Genomic DNA, 23048 nt, shown 5'->3' with positions numbered 1-23048 from the left:
ATATCCCCCATGTATGGCCGCTCCCTACCGTGACGCCGGTGGAGACGCCATGTTGGGAATGATCACCGGTCAGCTGCGCAGGCAGTCCGTGCGGACGGTGACGTTGCTGGTCGGTGTGCTGGTGGCCACGGCCGGGTTCACCCTGCTGACAGGCTCCGTGGAAACCTCAAGGCTGACGGTGAAGGCGTCCGCCGACACCAACTTCCGGGCCGCGTACGACATTCTCGTGCGGCCTGCCGGTGCGCGGAGCGGGCGTGAGAAATCCGTCGGACAGGTACGGCCCAATTTCCTGTCCGGGCAGTTCGGTGGGATAACGCCCGCCCAGTGGCGGGAGATCGCCGGCCTGCGAGGTGTGGAGATCGCCGCTCCCGTGGCGATGCTCGGCTACGTGCAGGCCGGGACGTACGCGAAGGTCGACGTGACCGGGCAGCTCGACCCCGCGGCCTCCCGGCAGCTGCTGCGGCTGCGCAACACCTGGAGCACGGACCGGTCGCTGAGCAAGGCCAAGGACCCGGGGTCGGTGTACGTCTACGTCACGAGCAATCCCGTAGTGCTGCCGGATGCCCGGTCGACGGCCACAGACCCGAGTTGGCGGAGTCTGTACACGTACCGAGGACGGCATCTGACCAAGGTCGGTGACGCGCTGAGCCGGGCGGACGGCCCCTGCGACGACGGTGAGATGCCTCCGCTCGAAGTGCTCCCCGGGGGGAGGTTCGAGCCGCTGTGTGCCCTTCGCGCGGTTTCCTCGGCCGACGCCGGCGCGGTCAACGATCAGCTCGACCCCGCCCAGCGCAGCGAACTCGTCGTGCTGCGACGGCATGCGGACGGCACCTTCACCAGCGGGACGGACGTGCACAACCGCACGACATCCCGCCGTGCGGTCGTCGACATCGACTGGTCGATGACGCTGCTGCTCGCCGCCGTCGATCCCGAGCAGGAGGCCCGGCTGGTCGGGGTGGACCGGGCGATGGTCTCCGGCCGGTACCTGAAGGACGGTGAGAAGCCCGCCATGGACATGGCGCGCGGGGCGGGGTTCGAGGACATCCCGCTGATCAGTACGGACCAGCCCTATCTGGACGAGCAGTTGAGCACGTCGGTCTCGAGCGTCACGGGAACGCTTCCGAAGCTTTCCGGGCGGGGCGGGAAGGAACTGCGCGGTGTGCTGGCCGGGCTGCCCGTCAGCCCCGGGGCGACCGTGCGCGCCGACGCCGACACCGTGTTCCGGCGCTCGGTCGCGGACGGCACGATCAGCGTCAACCCCTTCGTCGTCCTCCAGGCCGGAGCGCCCCGCTATGCGGCCGGCGGAGGAGTGCTGCGGCCCGCGCCCATCGCCTCGGACAGCCGTGAACTGTGGCGGCAGTCGACGTACGGCGGCGACATGCCTGCGTGGTTCGTTCAGGACACGGCGTTCCGGCCGGTGACCAGGCTGCCGGGAACCGACGAGAGCGCGACCCGCTTCCCGCAGTTCAGCATGGTCGGCACCTACGCCGTCGAGCGACTGAAGGGCTTCTCGAAACTGTCCGAGGTGCCCCTGGAGACGTATCGGCCGCCCGTCGCCCGGGCCGCCGACGAGGCCGGCCGCGTCGCACTCGGCGGTCAGGCGCTCGCCCCCAACAGCAACCCGGGCGGCTACCTCGCCACCCCGCCCCAACTGCTCACCACCCTCCAGTCGGTGGAGGCCGTCACCGGTCCGGACGCCCCCCACGCGAGGGACCCGATCTCCGCGGTACGGGTCAGGGTCGCGGGTGTGCACGGAACGGACAAGGCGTCCCGGGAACGTATCCGCGCCGTCGCCGAGGCGATCACCACCCGCACCGGGCTCGACGTGGACATCACGGCAGGTTCCTCCCCGGCACCGCAGCACGTGGCACTGGGGGAGGGCAAGTTCGGGCGGCCCGCCCTCACGCTGACGGAGAACTGGACCGCCAAGGGCACCGCCGTCGCACTCGTCGAGGCCGCCGACCGTAAGAGCGTGCTGCTCTTCGGCCTGGTGCTCTGCGTGTGCGCCCTGTTCCTCGGCAACGCCGTGGCCGCCTCCGTACGCACCCGGCAGCGGGAACTGGCCGTCCTCGCCTGCACCGGCTGGACGGGCACCCGCCTCGCGGGACTCGTCCTCGGTGAGGTCGCCCTGGTCGCGGCCGTGGCGGGTGCCGCCGGTGCCGGGGCCTCGTTCCCGCTGGGCTGGGCCTTCGGCCTCGACGTCACCGCGGGGCGCGCGCTGCTCGCGATCCCGCTGGTGGTGGCCACGGCCCTGCTGGCCGGGGCGCTTCCCGCGGTACGGGCGGGGCGGCCGTATCCCGCACAGGCGCTGCGGGGCGGGGTCGCCGTACCGCGACGGGCCCGGCGTGCCGGGCGCGGACGCACGCTGCCCGGGCTCGCGGTGAGCGGGGCGCTGCGTACGCCGTCCCGTTCGGCGCTCGGCGCGCTGGCGCTCGCGGTGGGGGTGGCCGCGGTCTCCCTGGTCACGGCGGTCATGTGGACGTTCCAGGGCGAGGTCCAGGGCACCCTCCTCGGCGAGGCGGTGTCCCTCGGGGTACGGGGGGTCGATGTGGCCGCGGCCGTACTCACGGCCGCCCTGGGGGTGTTCGCCCTCGCCGATGTCCTCTACCTCGACGGCTGTGAACGGGACGGGGAGTTCGCCATGTTGCGGGCCTGCGGCTGGGCCGACACCGAGGTCATGCGACTGGTCGTCGCGCAGGGTGCGGTGATCGCCGTGGCGGGCGCGGTGCCCGGCGCCGCGACGGGGCTCGCACTGACCGCGGCCTTCACCGGCTCGATTCCGGCGGGGCTGCCGGTGGCCGTGAGCGTGGTCGCGGTGGCGGGAGTGCTGGCGGCCGTCGCGGGCAGCGTCGTCGCGGCCGCCCTGGCGGTACGGCGGTCGCCGGCGGGGCCGTTGGCCGACGAGGAATGAAGCAAGAAGGACCGGCAGAGACACGGAGAGGGAGAGAACCCGATGGGGGACGGTGCGTCGGTCCTGGTGGAGGACCTGCACAAGAGCTTCGGCACCGGGGACGGGCTGATCACGGCCGTCGACGGCATCAGCCTGGACATCCCGGCCGGTCACAGCGTCGCCCTCGTCGGCGCCTCCGGCTCCGGCAAATCCACCCTGCTGCACGTCATCGGCGCCATCGAACGGGCCGATAGGGGACGGGTGGTGGTGGACGGCCAGGACGTCACCGCACTGGGGCGGCGGGCCGCCGCCTCGTACCGGCGCACAGTGGGGTTCGTGTTCCAGCGGTTCCATCTGCTGCCGGGCCTGAGCGCGCTGGACAACGTGCTGGCTCCCGTGCTGCCCCGCAGGGCCGGCTTCGACCGGGACGCACGCGCCCGCGACCTCCTCGCGGCGGTGGGCCTTCAGGGACGGGAGTCGGCGTTGCCCTCGCAGCTGTCCGGCGGACAGCAGCAGCGGGTCGCGGTGGCGCGGGCGCTGATCGCCCGGCCCCGGCTGCTGCTCGCCGACGAACCCACCGGGAGCCTGGACTCGGCGACCGGTGAGCAGATCATGGACCTGGTGGGCGAGCTGGCCGCCGAGTACGGCTGCACGCTCGTGGTGGCCACGCATGACATGGGGGTGGCGGAGCGCTGCACGGACGTGCTGCGCTTACGGGACGGGCGGCTCGACGAGGTGGCGGGTAGCGAGGTCTGAGAAAGGGGCGCCCCCCCTGAGCGGGGCGTAGGGGGTCCGCGTATCGGCGATGTATGGCAGGCGTATGCCGTCCCCGTAGCGTCATGGACGAACGCCGTCGTGACGGGCGACGGCCACGATTGGGGGTTTGGTCATGCGCACTTTGAACCGACTCGCGGACTCCGTCCTCGGCCGGCTCGTGCCGCGCGCCGAGGCCGAGGCGAGCACCACGGAGTACTGGTGCCGCCGCGACACGAGCTGCGGCCCCGAGTACCCCACCGCCAAGGGGAACTGGCGCCGCACCTGCGAGTCGCCGGGTGTGAACTGCAGCCCGTGGAGGCTCTACTCCTGCTGCTACTGAGGCGGTTCCTGCCGTCCCCGGTGCCTGCCCGGGGCATCGGTCGCGCCCGGCCCTCCGTCGCGCCCTGTGGCGGGGGGCCGGACGTGTCCGCCGAACACCACCGCGACCACCGCGCCCACGGGTACGAGGCCGACGGTCCGCGAGTCCGTGCTCAACGCCGCGTTGTCGCCGAGCACCGCCATCCGCCCGGGCGGGCCCATGTCGGCGAGCGTGGTGAGGAACGCACGGAATCCGGCGGGCCGTGCCTTGCCCACGGCGGATGCGGCGAGGACGACGGCGACCAGAACGTGGCAGACCGTCACGAGCGCGGCGGCCATGGCGCTCACCCCGCGAGCAGGCGCTGGTGCAGCCGCCCCAGACAGGCGTCGGGTTCGGTGCCGAGCTCGCGGCGGAAGACGGTCCGCGCCGACTCGAAGGCATCGGTCACCCGCCCTCGTTCGCCGAGGTGGTGATGGGCGTTCAGGACGAGTAACCAGCTGCGGATGCGCAGCGGTTCCGCGGCGAGTACCTGCCCCGCCGTACGGAGTGCGGAGTGCGGCTCGCCGACGCCGAGCCAGGCATCGGCCAGATCCTCGGTGGCGCGGATGCGCTCGGCGTCCAGGGTGCGCAGCGGGCCGTCCAGCATGCCGTACCGCTCGACTCCGGGGGCCGCGTGGTCCGAACTCCACAGTGCCAGCGCGGCGTCGAGCAGCTCGATGGCCCGGGGCGGGTCGTCGGTGACCGCGCCGCGGCCCCGGTCGGCCAGCCGCTCGAACACCAGGTGGTCGACGGCGTCCGGCGCGACCCGGAGTTCATAACCGCCCTGGTGGCTGATCAGCGGGGTGGTCACCGGGAGCCGCCGGCGCAGGAGATGGGCGTAGGAGCGCAGGTTCGCCACGGCGGAGCGCGGCGGCTCGCCCGCCCACAGGGCGTCCATCAGCTTCTCCAGGGACACCACGCTCCCCGGCCTGAGCAGCAGCGCGGTGAGCAGTGCGCACGGCTTGATGCCGCGCAGTGGCTCCGGGTGTGCGCCGTCGCCGATCTCGATCGGCCCCAGGATGCGTATCAGCGGTGTCTGCACCTGCGCTCCCCTCTGTGACACGTGGTCGGCTCGGGGCACACACCGTAATATCGAAGCGCTTCGAACATAACCCTGCTGCAACAGTCGCTGATATGAGGGTGCGCTGCCTCGGTATCGACTCTGAGAAGACGTCTGCTCATCGAAGCGCTTGACCTGGTTCTGGTGGAACGCCGGGAGTGATCTTCGATGGATGGGACGGCCCTCACCGGGGCCCGTCTGTCGACGCTCGAGCCTCTTGCCTGACGCGCCCCCATCGGCAATGCCACGTTCGAGACCTTCGACACCACTTCGAGGTGCAGGCGCGATCGACGCAATCGAAGCGCTTCGACAATCCGTGTCTGTGCTTGGCTCGACGACACGAGCCCAGCACCGCATGAGAACGGGAGCGACACGTCGCGGCGCCGGAGTCCGCCGCCAGACCGGGGGGCCGGAACAATCCATCGCCGTCCTTGGAAGGACAGATGAGATGGCAAGCCCGCACCTGTTGTGACCGACTCATCGCCCTGGCCGCGGCCGTGCCGCTCGTGGCCGCGAGCCTGTCTAGCCGTGGCCGCTCCGCCGGCCTCCGCAGCCACCGCGACATCCGTGTCGGTCAACGCCGGCCAGTCACTCGCCACCATCCCGACCACCGGTGTCGGCGTGAACGCGGCGGTGTTCGACGCGCACATGAACAGCTTCGATGAAGGGCATCAAGCCCGAACCGATCACCGGAGAATCGGTGATCATCGGCCGCCGCCCTACCCCGTCAAGCAAGTCGGCCAAGTCATCACCCGCCAGGACCGCCGTGACTTCAGCGCCGCCGAAGTCCTCCAAGCCATGACTCAGCTCGGCTTCACCTGCCGCGCCCTCCCCAAGGCCGCGCCGCTGGGCATCCCCGGCTCGCTGCAGCACGCCTCCGCGATGCTCGGCACCCCCGACGGTCTGACCGGGTAAACAGGCACAAGCCGACATCTGACCCCCAGTGTGGGCCCGACCGGTACGCCGGTCGGGCCCACACCGCGTGCAGCGGGTTCCCGTCGCCGTCGCTCAGTGGTCGGAATAACTGAAGTCGCCCACGGTCCAGGCGCTGACGTCCTCGATCGCAACCCGGTACATCCCGCCTGTCTCCGGGATCCCCATAGCGCCCTGCAGGATCCGGGCGACATGGAAGTGCAGATGCGTAGGCGGCCCCTTCGTCGCGGGAGTGTTGAAGACAGCGGCGAACTCGCCCAACCGGGCGGAATCCGTCAGTACCTCCGAGACCCTCTGTCGCCACACTGCTTCGGGAGCCAGCCGACCGGTGATGACAGCACCACCGGTGACTACGGTCAGGGACATCCGATTGCTCTGGCCGGACTCCACCAGGGCGGCGAGGTCAACCAGCAGTTCGTCAGGCTTCGACACGAGACAGATTATATTCACCGACCCTCCGGCTGCTTGAGCGGTGACGCCACCAGGCAAGGAAGGCGCTCACGGTCTTGCCGCCGGAGGCCCCTCGGGTGACCGCCGTGGCGTGGGCGAGGCCGGTGACCATGGGCCAGCCGAAGCCCCCGGTGCCGCCGTTCAGGTCCGGGGTGCGCATGCGCGCACATGCCGGCTGGGATCGTGAACGGCGACCTCGATGGTGCCGGGGTGCGCAGTCAGTTCCACTGTGCAGCGGCCCCCACCGTGGCGCAGGGGCATTGGTGACGAGCTCGGACACGACCAAGGCCACAGTGTCCGCCGCGTCAGGCGCCACGGCCGGCTGCTGCAAACCTTCGAGGAAGCCCGTGCCGTATCGCGTGCGTCGGCAACGGCTGTGGTGGAACGGACGGCTGCGGCGCTGGCCATCACCGTGATCATGAGGGTCACCCTGGTCCCTGAATCGTCCCTGCGCCTGCCCGCGCCTACCCAGCCCCTGTGCCCCGCCCGTGCCTTCGCAGCCCGCGGTCTGCTCGAGTCAGGGGCCGTGCCGGTTCGCCACCAGCTGCTCGGTCACCCCGGGATCGTCGAGGGCGGCGCAGGGCCTTCTGCCGCGTTCGTGAACGGCCGACCTGGGGGGCGTCACGGCTGGAAACGTCCGTGCCGAACGGTGGTGTTCTTCACGAGACGCAGTGTTGGCCGATGCCGCCGACGCTCGCCGCGGAGCAGTCGGCGACGGCACGCCCAGCCCGACATGCCACGCGGCGGTGGGTCACTGTGAGCGCCGGACAGAGCCTCGCAGCTGCTTGAACCATCCATGGGACCGGTCGAGGCGGAGTACCTCGTCTTCCAGCGCACGGAAATCTACACTCGCTGGAGTAGACATTGGTCGACGGTGTGGTTAAGGTTTTTGTCGTAGCCGAGATCAAGAGAGGCCCGGCAGAGATGAACTGCCGGGCAGTAGTGCGCAGTTGCAGTTCGCAGGACGGTGCGGTGGTGGAGTTCCGAAGCCAGAGCGGTTGCAGGACGGCGACGGGACTGACGACCGGACCGGGTGGCCCGCAGTGATCAGGGGCCGCCATGAGCGGTACCGCAGTGGCAGTACCAGCAAGTGAAGGTTCGCAGTACCCAGCAGTGAAGTCAGTGAGCAGTACCTCGGTGAAGGCGTCGGCTGCGGGCGCGCGCACCGGGAGGTTCGGCAGTGGGGTTCCAAGCCAGAGCAGACGCAGGACGGGCGACGGGGCTGGCTGCCGAAGAGTGGCGCTGTTCGAGGCCACCAGCAGTTCGCAGTTTCCGTTCAGTGAGTAGTTAATCAAGAGGGAAGAACGGAGGAGCCGAGCGCCATCAGGATCGCCCGGGCGGAATTCTTGGGCCCGGGTACCGCAGGACATCGATAGCGAGGTGGTCTCCGGTCAAGCAACCGCGATCCCCGCGGCTCCGACAGCATCTCGGTCGGGTCTGCGGAAACAGAGGGCCGGTGCAGTAGCAGGGCCGGCAGATGGTGTAGTAGTTCCTTCGGGGCCCTGGCGGCAGTACGGCGCCAGGGCCCCTCCACGTGTTCCACAGAGAGGTGCAATGACAGCAGACGACACGTTCGGCCGTCTCGATGACGACGACTACCCCGCCTACACCATGGGCCGGGCCGCCGAACTGCTCGGCACCACCCAGGGCTTCCTCCGCGCTATCGGCGAACACCGCCTCATCACCCCGCTGCGCTCCGCAGGCGGACATCGCCGCTACTCCCGCTACCAGCTACGTATTGCCGCCCGCGCCCGGGAACTCGTCGACCACGGGACGCCCATCGAGGCCGCCTGCCGGATCGTCATCCTCGAAGACCAGCTCGAGGAAGCCCAGCGCGTCAATGCCGAATATCGCGGGGCCGCCGAATCAGCGAACCCGACGGCAGCAGCATGAGATGAGGCGTGCCCGTCAGCGTCGGCGGGCACCGCACGCACGGTCTCGGTGTGCGGTGTGATCATTTCCTGTGGTGACGCGGTGTGTGGGCGTGTAGCGTCTGCGTCAGCTGTCGTGGTTCGGATTTCCCTCTTGCCCACGCCTTCGGTGTGGGCGTTTTGCTGTGCTGTGCCGCAGGAACCAGGGCGATCACCTCCGTCTGCCACAAGAAGTGGGAGGCGTTCATCGACTGGAAGGCATGAGACATGGCTACGGGAACTGTGAAGTGGTTCAACGCGGAGAAGGGCTTCGGCTTCATCGCCCAGGACGGCGGCGGCCCGGATGTCTTCGCGCACTACTCCGCGATCAACTCCACCGGCTTTCGTGAGCTCCAGGAGGGCCAGGCCGTGACGTTCGACGTCACCCAGGGCCAGAAGGGTCCGCAGGCCGAGAACATCAACGTGGCCTGACCTCGCAGACCGGCCCGGGGAATCGCGCACGCCGCGTCCAGGTGACCGCCGCCCCTGCGGGCCCTGTCACCCAGCCGGACGAAGGCGCCTGCTCTCGTGCCGGGCCGGCAAAATCAGGGGCCGCGCAGCAATGGCTGCGCGGCCCCTGATCTGTGGAGGGCCCCGGGCCGATGCGACTGCGTCCCGGAACTTCCTGACCTGCGCACCGAGACTGTCGCCGGACCTCAGTCGCTGCAAGCGTCGTCGGGCACGGGAGCCGCATGTCCAGCGCGACTGCCGTGCAGCTCGAAGGAGCCGACGCTCAGACGCTCGTCCAGGCTTCGAGGAAGGCTTTCCGTCCGGCCGGATCGTCCGACCTGCGGTCTGCGTGCAGGACGCGCCAGGCGGTGAGCTCGATATCTCGCCAGCCACAGTTCTCCGATGACCTGTGTCTTGAGGTCGGGCAGATGGTCGGACTCGACGAGGGCCTGACCGATCACCTCCCCGGCCGCGACGCGCTGGGGCGGGTTCATCTCATCGACGGCCGAGAGGACCTGCCGGGCCAGGGCGGTTCCTCCTCCTGCCAGCGAACGCAGCACCGGAGCCATGATGTTGAAGGGCAGCAATTACGCGGGGCCCGACGACCTCCACAGGTCCGACCAGAAGCGTTCTCCTGCCTTGGTGGGGGCAGGCAGCGCGGCCAGCAGCCCGAGGAGATGGCCGGTGGCCGCATAGCCATCGCCGTGGGCGGCTGCGACCACCGCAATCCCGGCGACGCGCTCCACATCGAGTTGGCCGGCTTCGAGATGCGGAACCAGGTCCAGATGGTGATCCAACTGGTCTGCGAGGGCGGTGGATACGTGGGGGCGGACCTCAGGAAGCATCGGCGATCCTGCGCGTAGGCGAGCGGAGATGCCCGTTCGGAAGCCCTGGTCGTTCCCCTGACCAGCCCTTCCATTCTGCTTCGGCAGGCCCAATTGGCGGTAGCGTCCAGGGGACTGGAGTTCACACGGCGGCGAACGGCCCGCGCCCGGCGACGTGGCTCTGGGGTTCTACCTCCCGTCATGTATCCGGGTGAGGTTTCCTAGCATGACCGCATGGTTGCCAGTGACGCCCAGGAGCCCGGGGGAGGACGAGAAGCTGTGTCCCGCGACGCCGCTGAAGTCGATTGTGGTCACGTCGGGTCAGCGCGTGGAGAGCGCCGTGCATACGGGCTCCCCGACCAATCACAGGGCGACCATGCAGGGGAGGGGGCTCACTCGGTTGCTGCTCTGGTGGAGCGGGTGTCTGACCTGGCCGAGCCGATCAAGCCGAGGTTGCGTGGCTGGCTCCATGCCGGAATGGTCCCCGCCGCACTGATCGCAGGCGTCGTGCTCATCTGCCTGGCCCGTACTCCGCAGGCGGTCGTGGCCGGCGCCGTGTATGCGGTCACCGCCTGGCTGCTGTTCGCGACGAGCGCCATCTACCACCGCGGCACCTGGGGACCGCTGGGCGAGGCTCTTCTGCGACGCCTCGACCACGCCAACATCTTCCTGATCATCGCCGGCACCTGCACCCCCCTGGCCGTGACCCTTCTCCCGCCGGACCAGCGGTCCGTGCTGCTGTGGATCGTCTGGACAGGAGCTTTGGTCGGCGTCGCGTTCCGGGTCCTGTGGGTCGGAGCCCCGCGTTGGCTGTACACCCCGTGCTACCTGGCGCTGGGGTGGGCACCGGTGAGCTACCTGCCCGATTTCCTGCACACCGGCGGAGCGGCCGTAGTGGTTTTGATCGTTGTCGGCGGTCTCCTCTACAGCGCGGGCGCGGTGGTCTACGCCCTCCAGCGGCCCGACCCCGCACCCCGCTGGTTCGGCTTCCACGAGGTCTTCCATGCGCTGACCGTGGTGGCCTTCACCGCGCACTACACCGCCATCTCCCTCGCCGCCTACTGACCCCGCGACAGTGTTCCGGTCCGCCGCTCATCGCCCACGTCGCCGCGTGCTGACCGCGGCGGACCGGGCGGTTGCCGAGGCATCGCCCCGCGCGTGAAAGTCGAGGCGGAAGACATCAGGGGGATGGTTCGCTGTGGCGCATCATGCGTACGCCGGTAGAGGGGCCAGGGACACGAGGTTTTCCGCCGCGGTGCGCCCTGAAAGTTGGCTGCTCTCCAGGGCGTGACGCTCCGTAGGCAGGTACGGAGGGAGGAGCGAGAGGAAGACGACAGCGGTCTTCAGCTGACCTGAGACAGACGGGGCTCCGTGTTCGAGGCGCACGACATCAGGGAGTGGCGAGGCCACGACGTGGTCGACCACGAGCGGCACAAGATCGGCGTCCTGGAGGCGGTCTATGTCGACACGGCCACAGACCGGCCCGCGTTCGCGACGGTGACGGTCGGCCTGCCGACCCGGCACCGGCTGGTGTTCGTCCCCCTGGGGGACGCGACGGTCGGTACCGGTTATCTGAAGGTCGCCTACGACAAGAAGCACTCATTCCCCGTGCGCAGGCTTCGTCAGCTCCGCGTTGAACTGAGCACCGATCAGGAGGGACAGGTTGGAGAGCCACAGCCAGACCAGGAACACCACGACGCCTGCCAGTGAACCGTACAGACGGTCATAAGTGCTGACCAGGGAGGTATAGACAGCGAATCCGAGGGAGACGGTCAGCAGGAGCGCCACCGCCAATGTGCCGCCGGGCGCCATCCTCCGGACAGGGCGGGAGGACGCCGGTCCTGACCGGTACAGGACGAGCACCAAGGCGACGGCGACCGCGGCCACGACCGGCCACCGCAGCGTGTCCCAGGTGGCCTGGGGCCCGGTACCCAGACTCAGAGCCTGACCCAGACGCCGGGCCAGGCCGCCGGTGAGCAACAACGCGAGGGTCGACGTCAGAAGCAGGGAGCTCAGGACGAGTGCCGTGGCGATGATGCGCGGAGCGGTACGCCAGACCGGCCGGTCCGCGCTGATCCGCTGCATGGCGTACAACGCCCGGCGGAAGACGCTCAGATAGCTGCATCCCGACCACATGGCCCCCGCCCCTCCGACGAAGATCAACGTCCAAGCCGCCGTCGGCTGCGCGACCATCTGCCGCAGAGTGCTGCGCAGCAGAGCGCGGGACTCGGCCGGGGCCGCCTGCGTCATGCGGTCGATGACCTCCGGCTTGGCCGTGGGCATGGCCAGACCCAAAATCGAGAGGATCACCAGCAGCAACGGGAACAGGGCCAGCACCGCATAGTAGGTCAGCGCAGCGGCCCAGTCCGTGACGTCGTCGTTCCAGACGGCCAACGGCGTCCGGCGCAACGCCACCCACCACCGAGCCGTGTGACCGTCTGCATCATCCATGACGCGGATGCTCTCACTCTTCGTCCTCGGGCCACCATCCAGCACTGCGGTGCGACAGAACCCGGCACGCGCGCCGGGTTACCCGACGGGCTTGGGAAGGCGGGACAGTTCGCGGGGGCCACGGCCCCTTGGCACCGCGCGGTGAACAGAGCGTGGAGATTCTCCTGTCCCCGTGCGCGAGGTGTCTCTATGACCGGCGCAGCGCAGCGTTCAGTATTGCTCGGTCTCCACGAAACCCGCGTCCGAGTCGTCGTCCGCACCGAGTGCGGCGGCGGTCGGGTTGAATCCGGGCGGGCTGTCCTTGAGACCCAGGCCCAGGCCGGCCAGCTTCGCCTTGACCTCGTCGATGGACTTCGCACCGAAGTTGCGGATGTCCATAAGGTCGGCCTCGGAGCGCGCGAGGAGTTCGCCCACGGAGTGGACGCCCTCGCGCTTGAGGCAGTTGTACGACCGAACGGTGAGCTCCAGCTCCTCGATCGGCAGGGCGAGGTCGGCGGCGAGGGCGGCGTCCGTGGGGGAGGGGCCCATGTCGATGCCCTCGGCGTCGATGTTGAGCTCGCGGGCGAGACCGAACAGCTCGACCAGGGTCTTACCGGCGGAGGCCATGGCGTCACGGGGACGCATCGCCTGCTTGGTCTCGACGTCGACGATCAGCTTGTCGAAGTCGGTGCGCTGCTCGACACGCGTGGCCTCGACCTTGTACGTGACCTTGAGTACCGGCGAGTAGATGGAGTCGACCGGGATCCGGCCGATCTCCTGGCCGACCTGCTTGTTCTGCACGGCGGAGACGTAACCGCGGCCACGCTCGACCGTGAGCTCCATCTCCAGCTTGCCCTTACCGTTGAGCGTGGCGAGGACGAGGTCGGGGTTGTGCACCTCGACACCGGCCGGGGGCGCGATGTCGGCGGCGGTGACCAGACCCGGGCCCTGCTTGCGCAGGTACATCACGACCGGCTCGTCGTGCTCCGAGGAGACGACCAGCTGCTTGATGTTGAGGATCAGGTCGGTGACGTCCTCCTTGACGCCCGGCACGGTGGTGAACTCGTGCAGCACGCCGTCGATGCGGATGGACGTGACCGCCGCACCCGGGATCGAGGAGAGGAGGGTCCGGCGCAGGGAGTTGCCGAGGGTGTAACCGAAGCCCGGCTCCAGCGGCTCGATCACGAACCGGGAGCGGAACTCGTCGACGACCTCTTCGGCCAACGAGGGACGCTGAGCAATCAGCACGGGGTGTTGCCTCCAGGGGTTTTGGCGCCCGCTCTGTGACGCCGTTGACACACGAAGAGTACGGGCGATACGGATGCGACTCCGGGAAATAGCACCTGGAGTGATCCATCAGCCGCAGTGACGACCACGGCCAAGATCGGCACGGAGACGGCGGCCCAGGGCCTCAGCGTATAACGCGACCCATATCCGTGATGGCGCGTGTATGTCACCAGGGGCATCGTTCGGCACAGCCACGTGGGCGCTTCCCCCCGCGTGGCGGTGGGGCAGAACCGTCCGAACACACGCCGACCGGGACATCGGCATCGGCATGGTCAGCCGAACCGGCGCTGCGGTGTGCCACGGCGGACTCCAGAGGGCGGTCCGCCAGGAACTCGCTCCCGATGAACTGCAAGGACGGGCCCAGGCCACCGGAGCGTGGCTCGCCTTCAGCCGGGGACCCTTCGAAGCCCTCGCCGCTGGCGGCCTCATGCCTTCTCCCACCTGGCGGGACGTTCTGCGTCGTCACCCCGCTCGCTGAACGCCTCCCGGACGAACGGAAGTCCGTCGGGATCAGCCCGCAGCACGCCGAATAGCTGACCGCGTCCTGGTCCTCGGTCCAGCGCTGCTACGCGAGGCGGGTGCCCTTGTGCCAACGATTGCGCCTGGCTGTTGTGCTGTCAGGCCGGAACTGGTCCGGGGCATTCGGGAGCCGGTCAGCGGGCCGGGCGCCGGGTGGAGCGCCAGATGGAGCGGGCGCCAGGTAGAGCAGATCGACGATGAGAAGCAGTACGCCGATGGGCATCAGGTAGGGCATGCCGTCGACGGCCGCGTCGATGGCGACCAGCGCGATTCCGGCGATGAGCAGGATCAGGAAGAGGACCAAGACGGCATGCCTCCTGGAAGGAACCGTGCGAGATCTGCATGTTCTCTCGGCTACGGCAGGACACGCTGTGCCTGTGCTCGACGTCGCGTCGCCCGAGGGGTGATGCGTGACGGCCCCGCGCACAAGGCCGCCACGAGGGTAGACGAGGGCGCCGTGGTTCAGGCCACTCACATCACCCTGAGCCTGCTGGCCCAGCGCATCGAGCAGCTCACCGGACAGATCGATGAGCTGAACCAACGCCTGACCCGGCTCGTCGACATCATGCCCCACAGCTACTCGTACCGGTGGGTGTCGGTCCGGACAGCGCCGTCACTCTCCTGATCACCGTGGGGGACAATCCCGAGCGGCTGAACTCCGAGGCGTCCTTCGCCGCCCTGTCTGGAGTCAGCCCCATCGTGTATTCGTCGGGCCGGCGGCGCACGCGTCGGCTCGACCACGGCGGCGACCGTCAGGCGAACGCGGCCTTGCACCGCATCGGGGTGGAAGGACCTTCCGGAGCAGAGGACGGTCGAGGAGATGGCGTACTGAACGAAGTTTCGAAGGAGGGCGTGAACACCGTGTCGCCGGGCACAAGGGCTATCGCACCGAGGTCCTGGCGTTCGGAACTAGTCGGGATCCACCCACCAAGGGACGAACTCGGGCCCTTGTGAAGCTCATACGCACACGCGCTTGAGCCGGAACTGACGATGGGGTTAAAAATGATCATTCTTGGGCTTATTCTGCTGATCATCGGCCTGCTTGTCGGCATGGGTCTGCTGACGACGATCGGTGGCATCCTCATTCTGGTTGGCGCCATCTTGTGGATCCTGGGTGCGACCGGTCGCGCGGTCGGTGGACGCAAGCACTTCTTCTAAAGTCAGGGCGCCTCACCAACTCTCTGCGACGAGTGACGTGTCCATGACTCCCTCTGCGTCGAAAGTCCACACCGTGAGGAGCTTCGGGACCACTCGAGGCCGGGACGAGGTGAGAGCCCGGCCAGAAAGACAGTTGGGAACCCCGTGGGCGGGGCCATGCGCCGACCCCGCCCCGTCTCGTTGGCGATGAGTTTGCCCTGAGGCCGGGCCCTGCCCGCTGGTCGTCGAGCGCAGCCCCTGGCTGCGGGGGCCAACAGCAGCCGGCCGGACGGATAGACCAGGAACTGCACGTTCATCCCGTGTTTCTTGTGCTTTCCGGAGAAGGGCCGGTCGGCGGCGATGCGGTCGATGGGCAGCGGGGTGCCGTCCAACAGCACGAATGCCTTGGTCGATGCCGTACGGGCCGCCTCCGCGAGAGTCGACAGCGGCATGCGACGAGAAGCCCCGCAGGTGCGGCCCGGCGGGGCCTCTGAGTACATGGGGTTTCTTGTCCGCCGTGAGCACCATCGCACTCGGGTTCTCCTCTCTCGCGCACCCCAAGCAAGGGCGCAGTGACGACACGCGTCTTACGGCCGACGCGCAGCATCCGACCCGGGACTCTTCGCGACCAACCAAGTCGCAGCCTTCACTCCTGCAAAGCTCAACGCCTTTGCCGCATTGCGGTCCACTTTCCTGTAGGCCCCCGCCATACGGGCTCCATGACACGACGAAGCCCCGCCGGAGCTCGGCGGGGCCTCTAGGCACAGAGGTTGTGACGGAGTGCAGCGGCCGGCGTGGGCACCGTTGTACTCCGGTACTCCGCGGGCCAGGTCAGTCGTCCCCGGTGGTCCGACTCACCAGTGCGCCGTACGCCAGTTGCAGTGCGTCCGCGCCGGCCAGTGCCGCGAGCGCGCCCATGGCGGTCCGGGTGGCCCGCGGCCACAGCAACTGGCCGGCGGCCAGGGTGGACACCACCCAGACGCTCGTGCAGAACGGGCAGGTCACCAGCTCGCCGACGGTGTCTCTGCCGCCCTCCGGCTCCGCCTCCTCGTGCAGCTCGGCGGGGCCCTGGGGTCCGACGTACCGCGTGAAGGGCGCGCGCAGCGGACTGGTGACGGACGCCTTGCTCAGGAGCCTGCTGAGTCGGAACGTGGCGACCGAGGTCAGGACTACGTCCCAGGGCTGGGGCCGGTCGGGCAGGGGGCTCCCGCGCAGCCGTACCGCCGTGGCCCAGGCCGCCGTGTACGCCCCGAATCCCGTCATGGCCGCGAGATAGCCGCCCAGCGGCCGGTCGTGCCCTGCGGAGTACTGTCGTCCGGTGCGCCGGGCAAGCGCGCGCAGGCGGGGTGCGAGGCGGTTGTCAGCCGTCTTGTCAGCTACGGCGTCACCGGTGGTCTCAGCCTTGTTGTCAGGCGTGGTGGCCAGGGGATCCATAGGTCACGCCCTCCTCCGCTGCGCCCGGTTGCCGCTCTGTCTCCCGGCTGTTTTCCGTGTGCTCCGCCCGGTCGTCCTGGCGCAGGCGTATCTCGACGTGGCCGTCGGTGATCCGAGTGTCGAAGGCGGGCTGGGGAGCGGTGGCGGGGCCGCGTACGTTCCAGCCGTCGGCCAGGCGGAAGACGCTTCCGTGCCAGGGGCACTGGACGCATCCGTCGGCGATCGTGCCCTCGGACAGCGGTCCGGCGAGGTGGCTGCACCGGTCGGCCAGAGCGTGGACGCTGCCGCCGGGTTCGCGCACGACCAGGACCGGTACGTCGTCCACACTGCGCCGCACGGGCCGGCCGGCCGGGAACTCGTCCACGGTGCCGATCCGGTGCCAGCCCTCCGTGACCACGTGCGGCACCTCTTCGGCGTGGTTGGCGCCGGATGCCTGACGGTAGGCGAGGTGGCCGCCCAGCATGCCGCCGACTCCGACCGCCGTCAGTCCCAGCAGGCCGTAGGCTCGGCCGGCCGCGTGGCGTCCCCTGAGGCGGCAGGTGAGTGAGGTGGCGTACAGCGCGACGGCTGTCACGTTGCTCAGGGCGTGCACCAGGCCGACGCGTTGTTGCTGGCGGTGCAGTACCGCCCAGTCGATCCAGCCTGCCAGGGCCGCGGGGGCGGCGGCGGTCAGGCCGACGCCGATAAGCACTTCTGCTTCACGGGAGCGGCCGGGCCGTAGATCGAGCAGGGCCGCGGACAGCCAGCTGCCGATCGGCACCTGCACCATCAGGGGATGCATGGGGTGGCCCAGCCACCTTCCGTGCAGCGCGTCCCGGCCGCGACCGAGCGGCAGGGCACGCACACCCCGGCCGATCGCGTCGATCACCGCATCGGCCCGGGGCTCCCTTTCCAGGCGGTCCAGCAGCCACAGGACCCGGTTCGGCCGCATGCGACGGCGTGGCGTCGTGGTCATGCGCAGCCGGGTCCCCACCTGCGCCTACCCGCAAACGGCCGACCAGGCCGGATGACCCCGACCACGGCCCCACGTCAAGAGCAGGCGGGCGAGGACCCGCAGCGACGGCGAAGCCGGTCACCAGACGCGACTGGGATCCGATGACGGGTACCTGGGAAAGACGACCGGGCTGCTCGTCCTCGGCCTGCAGGAAACGAAGGAGGAAGCCGTGCAGCGGCCTGATGGGGAACTGCTGGATTTCGATACCGGCGAGCTGGAGGACTGGGACGAGGAGCGCACACGAGCGGCCCTCGACGGCGAACAGGGCACGCTCTACCGCAACCACCTCGACATCGCCCTCCACCTCGACCAGTGGGCGGAGGCCGAAAGCCGGCGCACCGACACGGACGCGCGCTATAAGTCGGGCTATACCCAGGCCCTGCGGGACACCGCCGCGTTCCTGCGGCAGACCTACTACCTTCCCTGAGCCGGGCGAGGCGTTTCGCCCGACGCCCGGCGTCCCGGCCCTCTTCATGATCTGGCCGGCGCCGCTCCGCCCGCGGTGCCGGGCCCCGTGTGTTTCTTCGATCGTGCGCGGGGGACCCGACGCCGGTGGTGGCATACGGGGCAGAGCAGCGGGTGCGCCTGCCGGCGCTGCGGGCGGGCTGGCTGACGCAGACGTTCGTCCACTGGCCGTTCCGGCCTGACGCCGTCCAGGCGCTCCTGCCCGGGGGACTGGTCGTGGACGAGTACGAGGGTGCCGCCTGGGTGGGGCTCACTCCCTTTGTCATGGCGGACGTGCGACCACCCGGTGTTCCCGCCTCGCTGCCCGGCCTGCCGACGTTCGCGGAGACCAACCTGCGCACGTACGTACGGCACCGTGACGGCCGGGACGGGCTCTGGTTCCTGTCCATCGAGGTCGCCTTCCCCCCGATGGTGGCGGCCCGCGCCATCGGCGCACCGTACAACCCGGGCACCCTCCGCGTGTCCACGGACGGGGACACCTTCTCGTACTCCGGTTCCCGATGGATCGGTGACGCCTCCTACCGCCTGGTCGTCCGGCCTGGCGACCCGACCGATCCGACGGAGCGGGACGTGTGGCTGACCTCGCGCTGGCGGGCGTACACCCGCAGGCTCGGCATGCTCTGGGAGACCCCCGTCGAGCACGAGCCGTGGCCGCTGGCCGGCGCCGGTGTCGATGTACTGGAGGAGACGCTGACCGCCGCGGCGGGCCTCCGGGAAGCCCCCCTCGGTGAGCCCCTGGTGCACTTCTCGGAAGGAGTCAGGCATGTACGGCTCGGACTCTCCAGGCCGTGCGTCCCGGAGCGTGTGTCCCAGCTTTCCTGACTCCCCTCGACGGCGTTCCGGTGCCGTCACGCGCCGCCCGCGTGCGCTTGGACGGCTGGATCGCGGGCATGGGCGCCGCCTCCGGCACACGGATGGCCACGACCTGCGTTTCACCACCGGTCGGCGAGGGCTTCTGGGCTTCGCGCTGCGGACCGTGCCCGGCGCGCTCGCCCGCCGTCCGGCATGGAGCGTGCTGACGGACCGGCCCGCCCGCCCGCTGCTGCCGGGCGTGCGCGGCAGTAGCGGGCGGGCCGCCGGGAGTGTTACGGCGCACGGGACCTGCTGCCGAGCCGTGCCGTCTCGGAGTGCGCGGACCTCGGGGCGATGGCACCCGTCGAGCCGCCCGTGCGCTTCGGGTTCGGTTCGGCGCCGAGGAACCCCTCCGTCACCCGGGTCACGACGACGGTCGAACTCGGCCCGGAGTGAGGGCGCCTGGGCAGGGGTACCCGGCCGGAACCTACGGAGGGATGTCCCTTGAGTAGAACCGGAGTGCGGGAGCCCGCCCACAGGCTCGCGGTCGCGCATGGTGCCTTCAATATCGTGGGCGGACTGTGGCCCCTGCTGCACCTGCGCAGCTTCGAGTGGGTCTTCGGCCCGAAGACCGACGTGTGGCTGCAGATGACGACCGCCGGATTCATGCCCCGTCGGTATGCCTACGGGGCGGGGGGCCGACGTGGGCGTGGCGGCCGGGGCGGGCGGCGGCGTGGCGCTGTCCGGGGCCCTGGCCGCCGCGGGCGGCCAGGGCGTCGGCGACGGCACCGGTGGCGAAGGCGTAAACGGCCTTGTGGAGCAGGTCCACGACGAGTTCCTTGCGGGGCCAGGTCTGCGGTGGGGCGCCGACGCCGGTCGCGTTCTCCAGGATCTGGTCGTTGGTGAGGCGGACGACGGCGAACTTGGCGGAGGCGACCGGTCCGCGCAGTCCGGCCTGGGCCATGACCGAACGGAGCACCCCGAGGAGGGCGGCCTGGCCGTAGTGCATGCCCCAGTTGACCGGTGCCGGCTGGGGGCCGGGTCGTTCGGGCAGGCCGGTCAGCCGCTGCAGGACCCGCGCGGGCACATGGGAGTCGGGCCGGCCGGTGACGGCCTGCTCGATCTTCTCGCCGAGAGTCATCACGACGCCTCCGGCGGTACCGGCGAGCAGTCCCTGCCACAGTGCGCGCTTGATCATGCCCTGGCGAGTACCCGGTACGACCGCCTTCACCCACCGGTGACGCGGCGGTCGGCGTCCCGGCCCTCGGACAGCAGGCCCACGCCGGAGGTGGAACGATCCTAGAAGTGGAGCCACCTCAGGACCTGATGGAAGAGGATCTCGTCGACCGAGGCCATGACCGCCGCACCGATCAGCGCGCAGACGGCCATGGACCTGCGGGACGTGGAGCCGGTGCCCGGTGCGGTGTTGGACCGGACGGAATCACCCATGGCTCTTCCTTCCTGCCGCCTACGTCGTCGATGTCGTGGTCTCGTCGCCCTCTCCGGTGTCCGGTTCGACGCGCTTTTCGGCGCCCGTCTCCAGGTAGCCGGGGTCGTCGCCCGCGACCCGGCCCACGAAGACGTCGTTGGGCGTCGTGCCCGTCGTGCTGTGCCGGTCCGCCGCCTCGGTGTCCGGCTTACCGCCCGTGTCCTGCGACCGACCCGAACGGACCTCTGCGGAGGGCTCGGTCGTGCGACCCCCCAGGTGTTCGCGGGCCCATGACCACACGGACATGATGCCTCCCGATCAGAAGATGCGTGGCGACGCCGACGGTCTGCCCGCGCTGCCCTCGGCACTCGGCGCCGCACCCAGTTGGTTCAACGTCGTTTGCGGCGCATCGCGACGGCCGCGACCAGCACCAGGACCCCGGCGAGCCCGGTGAACACCTTCTTGACAGCAGCCATGGACGTGCTCAGTCCGAAGGCGTCGCGCATCCGGTCGTAGAGACCGAGCGGCACACCCAGGACCGCGTTGCCGGGCGGGCGCCGCGGGATGACGGGGTGTGGGTGGGTGGGCGCGCTGCGTCGCACCGTCTCCCATGCCGTGCCAAGCCGGCGCAGCTGCGCAGCGGGCAGCGCTTCTTGCAGCCGGGGCAGCACGAGGTCCTCCTCGTCGCGGATGTCCTGCCGTATCAGCGCGAAGGCCCGCCGTACCTTCTTCTCACGCTCAGGAGAACCCGGACTCAGGCGTTCGATGTCGGCGACAAGATCGTTGATCTGCTGGTGTTCCTCCTCGACCCGCGAGGTCAACTCGTACCCGTCCTCGACCGAGCGCCGGACGGCCGGCCACAGCACGGTCTCCTCGGCGAAGGCGTGGCTGAAGACCAGCTGGACGGTCTCCTGCAGGACCCGTTCGCGGTCCTCGCCGTCCACCAGGGTCTGATAGCGGTCCATCAACCTGTCCATCTCGGCATGATCACGGCGTTGCCGGACCAGCACGCTGCCCGAGCCGCCCAGTTGCTCAACCGTCTGCTCTTTGATCGTCTCGGGCATGGATCTCTCCTCTGCGCAGACCGGCCGCAACGCTCGTCCGCCCCAGCGGCTGCCGACAGTGTCGGTGGCGGGTACCCCGACGCGGCGCGGCGCAACGTTTGTGGTGTTTTCACCCTGCTGCTGCTGCTGCTGCTCGGTCCGGTCACGGCCCCGTCACGGCCCGGCCCGGCCTGGTCGCCGGGTGCGTCAGGTGCCGGTCAGCAAGTCGCCCTCCAGTACTGCTGTCAGGGACAGCGTCTTGTACCCGACCTGCTCGAACAGCACGACGAGGCGGTCCCCCTCCGTGCACTTCACGGTGCTCACACCCCGCTCCGCGTGGCGCACCCGGTCGTTCGTCTCATAGGGCCCGTGCCCGGGCGGGGGAGCGGCGTCCGGATACCCGGCCCCGGTGGCGGGGTGCTCGTCCTCGCGGTCGCACACGTCGCACCGCCCGCACGGTGCGTCCAGTTGCTCGCCGAAGTAGCCCAGAAGGTACTGGCGGCGGCAGGTGGGCGTCTCGGCGTAGCCGCGCATCATCTCGATGCGCGAGCGGTCGACGCGGCGCCGCCGCTCGAACACCCGTGCCGCCGCTTCGGCGGCCTCGTCCGCCGCGCGGCCGGGCAGAGCCCGGACCGCACGGCGCCTGCCCTCGAGGGTCACCGCTCCCGCCTCTTCCGGCAGGTTCAGCAGATCGCTGGTCTTCCGGCGCGACAGGCCGCACAACTGCGCCGTCCGGCTACGGCTCTGCGGGGCGTCCTGGCCGCGCAGCGTGGTCATGATCCGGCGCAGTGCGTCGGCGCCCAGAGTTCGGGCCGTGAGGAACTTCTGCAGTCCCAGGTCCTCGGGTCGGTGGAACAGCACCGCGCGGGCCGGCTCCCCGTCCCGGCGGGCGCGTCCGACTTCCTGGTAGTAGGAGTCCTGCGAATCCGGGACGGACGCGTGGGCGACGAACCGTACGTCCGCCCCGTCGATGCCCATCCTGAACGCGGAGATGGCCATCATTACGGCGGGAGCGCCGGCCAGGAAGCCGTCGTGGATCCGGCGGCGGTCGGCTGCCTTCGTGCCCGCGTGGTACGCCTCGGCATCCACTCCGTCCTGCCGGAGCCGCCCCGCGTACGTCTCGGCGTCCTTGCGGGTAGCGGCGTAGAGGATGCCGGGGGCGCAAGCCTGGGCCGTCCAGCGTGCGATCGCCTCGCGTTTTGCTGGGTCGTCGGTGAGGACGCGCACCGCCAGATGGATGGTGGGCCGGTCGATCCCGGTCGTCACGACGTGTGGCCTCGCGCATGGTCAGGTGCTCGACGATGTCCGCCCTGTCCGGGGCCGCGGCCGTCGCCGTCAGAGCGAGTACCGGCGGGCGGCCCAGCCGTTCGGCGGCCTCGCCCAGGTTCAGGTAGTCGGGACGGAAATCGTGTCCCCAGGCGGAGACGCAGTGGGCCTCGTCGACGACGAACAGCGAAGGGCCCACTTCCCGCAGCTGTTCCACGACACTGTCTTTGGTCAACTGCTCGGGGGACAAGAACAGGCATTCGGCATCACCGTCCCGGATCGCCCGCCAGCCCCTTTTGGTGGCCGACCGGGGCTGTGCGGAGTTCACGGCCACGGCGTCCGGTGCCGCGCTCTCCCGCAGGCCGGCGACCTGGTCGCGCTGCAGGGCGACCAGCGGCGACACCACGACAGCGGGACCACCGAGCATGACGGTCGGCACCTGATAGATCGCCGACTTGCCGGAACCGGTGGGCATGACGACCAGCACGTCGTGGCCGTCGATCAGTGCCGCCATCGCCTCCGTCTGCTCGGCGGACGGGTCGCTCCACCCGAACCGTTCCCGGGCGACGCGGCGCAGCTCGGCGATCCGGTCTTGCAGGCTCATTGCGACGCCCCCTTCAC

General features: G+C 69.9%; 26 protein-coding genes and 5 pseudogenes. 14 read left to right on the top strand and 17 right to left on the bottom strand.

The window, feature by feature from the left end; genetic code table 11:
- The first annotated feature begins 49 nt into the window (after window positions 1-49).
- The 3 genes from ABTX60_RS36955 to ABTX60_RS36945 all read left to right on the top strand — a co-directional run bounded on the left by ABTX60_RS36955 (window position 50) and on the right by ABTX60_RS36945 (window position 3986).
- Complete coding sequence (locus ABTX60_RS36955; protein ID WP_352101364.1) at window positions 50-2911, top strand: FtsX-like permease family protein; 2862 nt, start codon at window positions 50-52, stop codon at window positions 2909-2911.
- Between the two features lie 42 nt (window positions 2912-2953).
- Entirely contained in the window at window positions 2954-3646 is a 693-nt protein-coding gene (locus ABTX60_RS36950) for an ABC transporter ATP-binding protein (protein ID WP_352101363.1), read from the top strand.
- A 133-nt stretch (window positions 3647-3779) separates the two neighbouring features.
- The gene (locus ABTX60_RS36945) at window positions 3780-3986 is read left to right on the top strand and encodes a hypothetical protein (protein ID WP_352101362.1); all 207 of its coding nucleotides are present in this window, start codon (window positions 3780-3782) and stop codon (window positions 3984-3986) included.
- On the opposite strand, the gene ABTX60_RS36940 is transcribed toward ABTX60_RS36945, so the two are convergent.
- Together ABTX60_RS36940 and ABTX60_RS36935 are read right to left on the bottom strand one after the other, a co-directional pair.
- Window positions 3980-4303 carry a S26 family signal peptidase gene (locus ABTX60_RS36940; RefSeq protein ID WP_352101361.1) on the bottom strand — a complete coding sequence of 108 codons (324 nt, stop codon included), beginning with the start codon at window positions 4301-4303 and terminating at the stop codon, window positions 3980-3982. The two genes, ABTX60_RS36945 and ABTX60_RS36940, sit on opposite strands and share 7 nt — an antisense overlap.
- A gap of 5 nt (window positions 4304-4308) precedes the next feature.
- Window positions 4309-5046, bottom strand: a complete 738-nt coding sequence (locus ABTX60_RS36935) for an AfsR/SARP family transcriptional regulator (protein ID WP_352101360.1) — start codon at window positions 5044-5046, stop codon at window positions 4309-4311.
- A gap of 679 nt (window positions 5047-5725) precedes the next feature.
- On the opposite strand from ABTX60_RS36935, the pseudogene ABTX60_RS36930 reads away from it, so the two are divergent.
- A pseudogene (locus tag ABTX60_RS36930) lies at window positions 5726-5979 on the top strand (SCO5918 family protein).
- A 93-nt stretch (window positions 5980-6072) separates the two neighbouring features.
- Here ABTX60_RS36930 and ABTX60_RS36925 read toward each other — a convergent pair.
- The gene (locus tag ABTX60_RS36925; RefSeq protein WP_352101359.1) at window positions 6073-6429 is read right to left on the bottom strand and encodes a hypothetical protein; all 357 of its coding nucleotides are present in this window, start codon (window positions 6427-6429) and stop codon (window positions 6073-6075) included.
- A gap of 52 nt (window positions 6430-6481) precedes the next feature.
- A pseudogene (locus tag ABTX60_RS36920) lies at window positions 6482-6867 on the bottom strand (ATP-binding protein); the annotation flags it as partial.
- A gap of 1134 nt (window positions 6868-8001) precedes the next feature.
- Between ABTX60_RS36920 and ABTX60_RS36915 the strand changes: the two are divergent.
- Window positions 8002-8340, top strand: a complete 339-nt coding sequence (locus ABTX60_RS36915; protein WP_351635108.1) for a MerR family transcriptional regulator — start codon at window positions 8002-8004, stop codon at window positions 8338-8340.
- Between the two features lie 245 nt (window positions 8341-8585).
- Window positions 8586-8789 carry a cold-shock protein gene (locus ABTX60_RS36910; RefSeq protein ID WP_031104458.1) on the top strand — a complete coding sequence of 68 codons (204 nt, stop codon included), beginning with the start codon at window positions 8586-8588 and terminating at the stop codon, window positions 8787-8789.
- 224 nt (window positions 8790-9013) lie between these two features.
- Here the strand turns inward: ABTX60_RS36910 and ABTX60_RS36905 are convergent, their stop codons facing one another.
- Both ABTX60_RS36905 and ABTX60_RS36900 read right to left on the bottom strand, forming a co-directional pair.
- Window positions 9014-9367, bottom strand: a complete 354-nt coding sequence (locus ABTX60_RS36905; protein ID WP_352101358.1) for a hypothetical protein — start codon at window positions 9365-9367, stop codon at window positions 9014-9016.
- A 27-nt stretch (window positions 9368-9394) separates the two neighbouring features.
- Entirely contained in the window at window positions 9395-9652 is a 258-nt protein-coding gene (locus ABTX60_RS36900; protein WP_352101357.1) for a hypothetical protein, read from the bottom strand.
- 213 nt (window positions 9653-9865) lie between these two features.
- Between ABTX60_RS36900 and trhA the strand changes: the two genes are divergently transcribed.
- Window positions 9866-10696, top strand: coding sequence for a PAQR family membrane homeostasis protein TrhA (trhA, locus tag ABTX60_RS36895; RefSeq protein WP_502992468.1), 831 nt, complete (start codon window positions 9866-9868; stop codon window positions 10694-10696).
- A gap of 306 nt (window positions 10697-11002) precedes the next feature.
- Window positions 11003-11341 (top strand): PRC-barrel domain-containing protein, encoded by a 339-nt coding sequence (locus ABTX60_RS36890; RefSeq protein ID WP_352101355.1) that lies wholly within the window; start codon window positions 11003-11005, stop codon window positions 11339-11341.
- Here ABTX60_RS36890 and ABTX60_RS36885 read toward each other — a convergent pair.
- From ABTX60_RS36885 to ABTX60_RS36875, 3 genes are all read right to left on the bottom strand, one after another.
- Window positions 11231-12082, bottom strand: a complete 852-nt coding sequence (locus tag ABTX60_RS36885) for a YihY/virulence factor BrkB family protein (RefSeq protein ID WP_352101354.1) — start codon at window positions 12080-12082, stop codon at window positions 11231-11233. The genes ABTX60_RS36890 and ABTX60_RS36885 overlap by 111 nt on opposite strands.
- 210 nt (window positions 12083-12292) lie before the next feature.
- Window positions 12293-13309: a DNA-directed RNA polymerase subunit alpha gene (locus ABTX60_RS36880; RefSeq protein WP_352101353.1), complete on the bottom strand. Its 1017-nt coding sequence runs from the start codon at window positions 13307-13309 to the stop codon at window positions 12293-12295.
- Window positions 13310-13913: 604 nt separating this feature from the next.
- The gene (locus tag ABTX60_RS36875; protein ID WP_352101352.1) at window positions 13914-14171 is read right to left on the bottom strand and encodes a hypothetical protein; all 258 of its coding nucleotides are present in this window, start codon (window positions 14169-14171) and stop codon (window positions 13914-13916) included.
- A gap of 153 nt (window positions 14172-14324) precedes the next feature.
- Here ABTX60_RS36875 and ABTX60_RS36870 point away from each other — a divergent pair, with 153 nt between their 5' ends.
- The 3 genes from ABTX60_RS36870 to ABTX60_RS36860 are packed head-to-tail and all read left to right on the top strand — an operon-like array spanning window position 14325 to window position 15025.
- On the top strand, window positions 14325-14492 hold the full coding sequence (locus tag ABTX60_RS36870; RefSeq protein WP_352101351.1) for a hypothetical protein: 168 nt from the start codon (window positions 14325-14327) through the stop codon (window positions 14490-14492).
- Window positions 14456-14821, top strand: a complete 366-nt coding sequence (locus ABTX60_RS36865; RefSeq protein ID WP_352101350.1) for a transposase — start codon at window positions 14456-14458, stop codon at window positions 14819-14821. The genes ABTX60_RS36870 and ABTX60_RS36865 overlap by 37 nt, the downstream gene beginning before the upstream one ends.
- A 48-nt stretch (window positions 14822-14869) precedes the next feature.
- Window positions 14870-15025 carry a hypothetical protein gene (locus ABTX60_RS36860; RefSeq protein WP_010059700.1) on the top strand — a complete coding sequence of 52 codons (156 nt, stop codon included), beginning with the start codon at window positions 14870-14872 and terminating at the stop codon, window positions 15023-15025.
- Window positions 15026-15219: 194 nt separating this feature from the next.
- Here the strand turns inward: ABTX60_RS36860 and ABTX60_RS36855 are convergent.
- The 3 genes and pseudogenes from ABTX60_RS36855 to ABTX60_RS36845 all read right to left on the bottom strand — a co-directional run.
- Window positions 15220-15444 (bottom strand): annotated as a pseudogene (locus tag ABTX60_RS36855) (IS5/IS1182 family transposase); the annotation flags it as partial.
- Window positions 15445-15835: 391 nt separating this feature from the next.
- Entirely contained in the window at window positions 15836-16438 is a 603-nt protein-coding gene (locus ABTX60_RS36850; RefSeq protein WP_352101349.1) for a DUF1360 domain-containing protein, read from the bottom strand.
- Window positions 16413-17393, bottom strand: a complete 981-nt coding sequence (locus ABTX60_RS36845) for a Rieske (2Fe-2S) protein (RefSeq protein WP_502992467.1) — start codon at window positions 17391-17393, stop codon at window positions 16413-16415. The genes ABTX60_RS36850 and ABTX60_RS36845 overlap by 26 nt, the downstream gene beginning before the upstream one ends.
- A 208-nt stretch (window positions 17394-17601) precedes the next feature.
- On the opposite strand from ABTX60_RS36845, the gene ABTX60_RS36840 reads away from it, so the two are divergent.
- The 3 genes and pseudogenes from ABTX60_RS36840 to ABTX60_RS36830 form a co-directional block, all read left to right on the top strand.
- Complete coding sequence (locus ABTX60_RS36840; protein WP_352101348.1) at window positions 17602-17859, top strand: hypothetical protein; 258 nt, start codon at window positions 17602-17604, stop codon at window positions 17857-17859.
- 125 nt (window positions 17860-17984) lie between these two features.
- Window positions 17985-18719, top strand: a complete 735-nt coding sequence (locus ABTX60_RS36835) for a YqjF family protein (RefSeq protein WP_352101347.1) — start codon at window positions 17985-17987, stop codon at window positions 18717-18719.
- A gap of 100 nt (window positions 18720-18819) precedes the next feature.
- Window positions 18820-19145 (top strand): annotated as a pseudogene (locus tag ABTX60_RS36830) (hypothetical protein); the annotation flags it as partial.
- Between the two features lie 208 nt (window positions 19146-19353).
- On the opposite strand, the gene ABTX60_RS36825 reads toward ABTX60_RS36830, so the two are convergent.
- The 5 genes and pseudogenes from ABTX60_RS36825 to ABTX60_RS36805 form a co-directional block, all read right to left on the bottom strand.
- A complete protein-coding gene (locus tag ABTX60_RS36825; protein WP_352101346.1) occupies window positions 19354-19887 on the bottom strand; it encodes a hypothetical protein in 534 nt (177 codons plus the stop codon).
- Between the two features lie 101 nt (window positions 19888-19988).
- Window positions 19989-20138: a DUF2243 domain-containing protein gene (locus ABTX60_RS36820; protein ID WP_502992466.1), complete on the bottom strand. Its 150-nt coding sequence runs from the start codon at window positions 20136-20138 to the stop codon at window positions 19989-19991.
- Window positions 20139-20157: 19 nt separating this feature from the next.
- Window positions 20158-20424, bottom strand: coding sequence for a hypothetical protein (locus ABTX60_RS36815; RefSeq protein ID WP_352101345.1), 267 nt, complete (start codon window positions 20422-20424; stop codon window positions 20158-20160).
- An 83-nt stretch (window positions 20425-20507) separates the two neighbouring features.
- Window positions 20508-21182 (bottom strand): hemerythrin domain-containing protein, encoded by a 675-nt coding sequence (locus tag ABTX60_RS36810; protein ID WP_352101344.1) that lies wholly within the window; start codon window positions 21180-21182, stop codon window positions 20508-20510.
- A gap of 186 nt (window positions 21183-21368) precedes the next feature.
- Window positions 21369-23031: pseudogene (locus ABTX60_RS36805) on the bottom strand (RecQ family ATP-dependent DNA helicase).
- Window positions 23032-23048: the final 17 nt, after the last annotated feature.

Source organism: Streptomyces sp. NPDC126510 (assembly GCF_040302345.1).
GTDB lineage: Bacteria > Actinomycetota > Actinomycetes > Streptomycetales > Streptomycetaceae > Streptomyces.
Note: the sequence above shows the minus strand (reverse complement) of the source record. Positions and strands in the feature narration are given on the sequence as shown.

What these genes read in the sequence shown, in the direction of transcription:
- ABTX60_RS36955 (WP_352101364.1), top strand. Translation starts at nt 50, where the DNA reads ATGTTGGGAATGATCACCGGTCAGCTGCGCAGGCAGTCCGTGCGGACG.
- ABTX60_RS36950 (WP_352101363.1), top strand. Translation starts at nt 2,954, where the DNA reads ATGGGGGACGGTGCGTCGGTCCTGGTGGAGGACCTGCACAAGAGCTTC.
- ABTX60_RS36945 (WP_352101362.1), top strand. Translation starts at nt 3,780, where the DNA reads ATGCGCACTTTGAACCGACTCGCGGACTCCGTCCTCGGCCGGCTCGTG.
- ABTX60_RS36940 (WP_352101361.1), bottom strand. Translation starts at nt 4,303, where the DNA reads ATGGCCGCCGCGCTCGTGACGGTCTGCCACGTTCTGGTCGCCGTCGTC.
- ABTX60_RS36915 (WP_351635108.1), top strand. Translation starts at nt 8,002, where the DNA reads ATGACAGCAGACGACACGTTCGGCCGTCTCGATGACGACGACTACCCC.
- ABTX60_RS36910 (WP_031104458.1), top strand. Translation starts at nt 8,586, where the DNA reads ATGGCTACGGGAACTGTGAAGTGGTTCAACGCGGAGAAGGGCTTCGGC.
- ABTX60_RS36900 (WP_352101357.1), bottom strand. Translation starts at nt 9,652, where the DNA reads ATGCTTCCTGAGGTCCGCCCCCACGTATCCACCGCCCTCGCAGACCAG.
- trhA (WP_502992468.1), top strand. Translation starts at nt 9,866, where the DNA reads ATGGTTGCCAGTGACGCCCAGGAGCCCGGGGGAGGACGAGAAGCTGTG.
- ABTX60_RS36885 (WP_352101354.1), bottom strand. Translation starts at nt 12,082, where the DNA reads ATGGATGATGCAGACGGTCACACGGCTCGGTGGTGGGTGGCGTTGCGC.
- ABTX60_RS36860 (WP_010059700.1), top strand. Translation starts at nt 14,870, where the DNA reads ATGATCATTCTTGGGCTTATTCTGCTGATCATCGGCCTGCTTGTCGGC.
- ABTX60_RS36850 (WP_352101349.1), bottom strand. Translation starts at nt 16,438, where the DNA reads ATGGATCCCCTGGCCACCACGCCTGACAACAAGGCTGAGACCACCGGT.
- ABTX60_RS36845 (WP_502992467.1), bottom strand. Translation starts at nt 17,393, where the DNA reads ATGACCACGACGCCACGCCGTCGCATGCGGCCGAACCGGGTCCTGTGG.
- ABTX60_RS36825 (WP_352101346.1), bottom strand. Translation starts at nt 19,887, where the DNA reads ATGATCAAGCGCGCACTGTGGCAGGGACTGCTCGCCGGTACCGCCGGA.
- ABTX60_RS36820 (WP_502992466.1), bottom strand. Translation starts at nt 20,138, where the DNA reads ATGGGTGATTCCGTCCGGTCCAACACCGCACCGGGCACCGGCTCCACG.
- ABTX60_RS36815 (WP_352101345.1), bottom strand. Translation starts at nt 20,424, where the DNA reads ATGTCCGTGTGGTCATGGGCCCGCGAACACCTGGGGGGTCGCACGACC.
- ABTX60_RS36810 (WP_352101344.1), bottom strand. Translation starts at nt 21,182, where the DNA reads ATGCCCGAGACGATCAAAGAGCAGACGGTTGAGCAACTGGGCGGCTCG.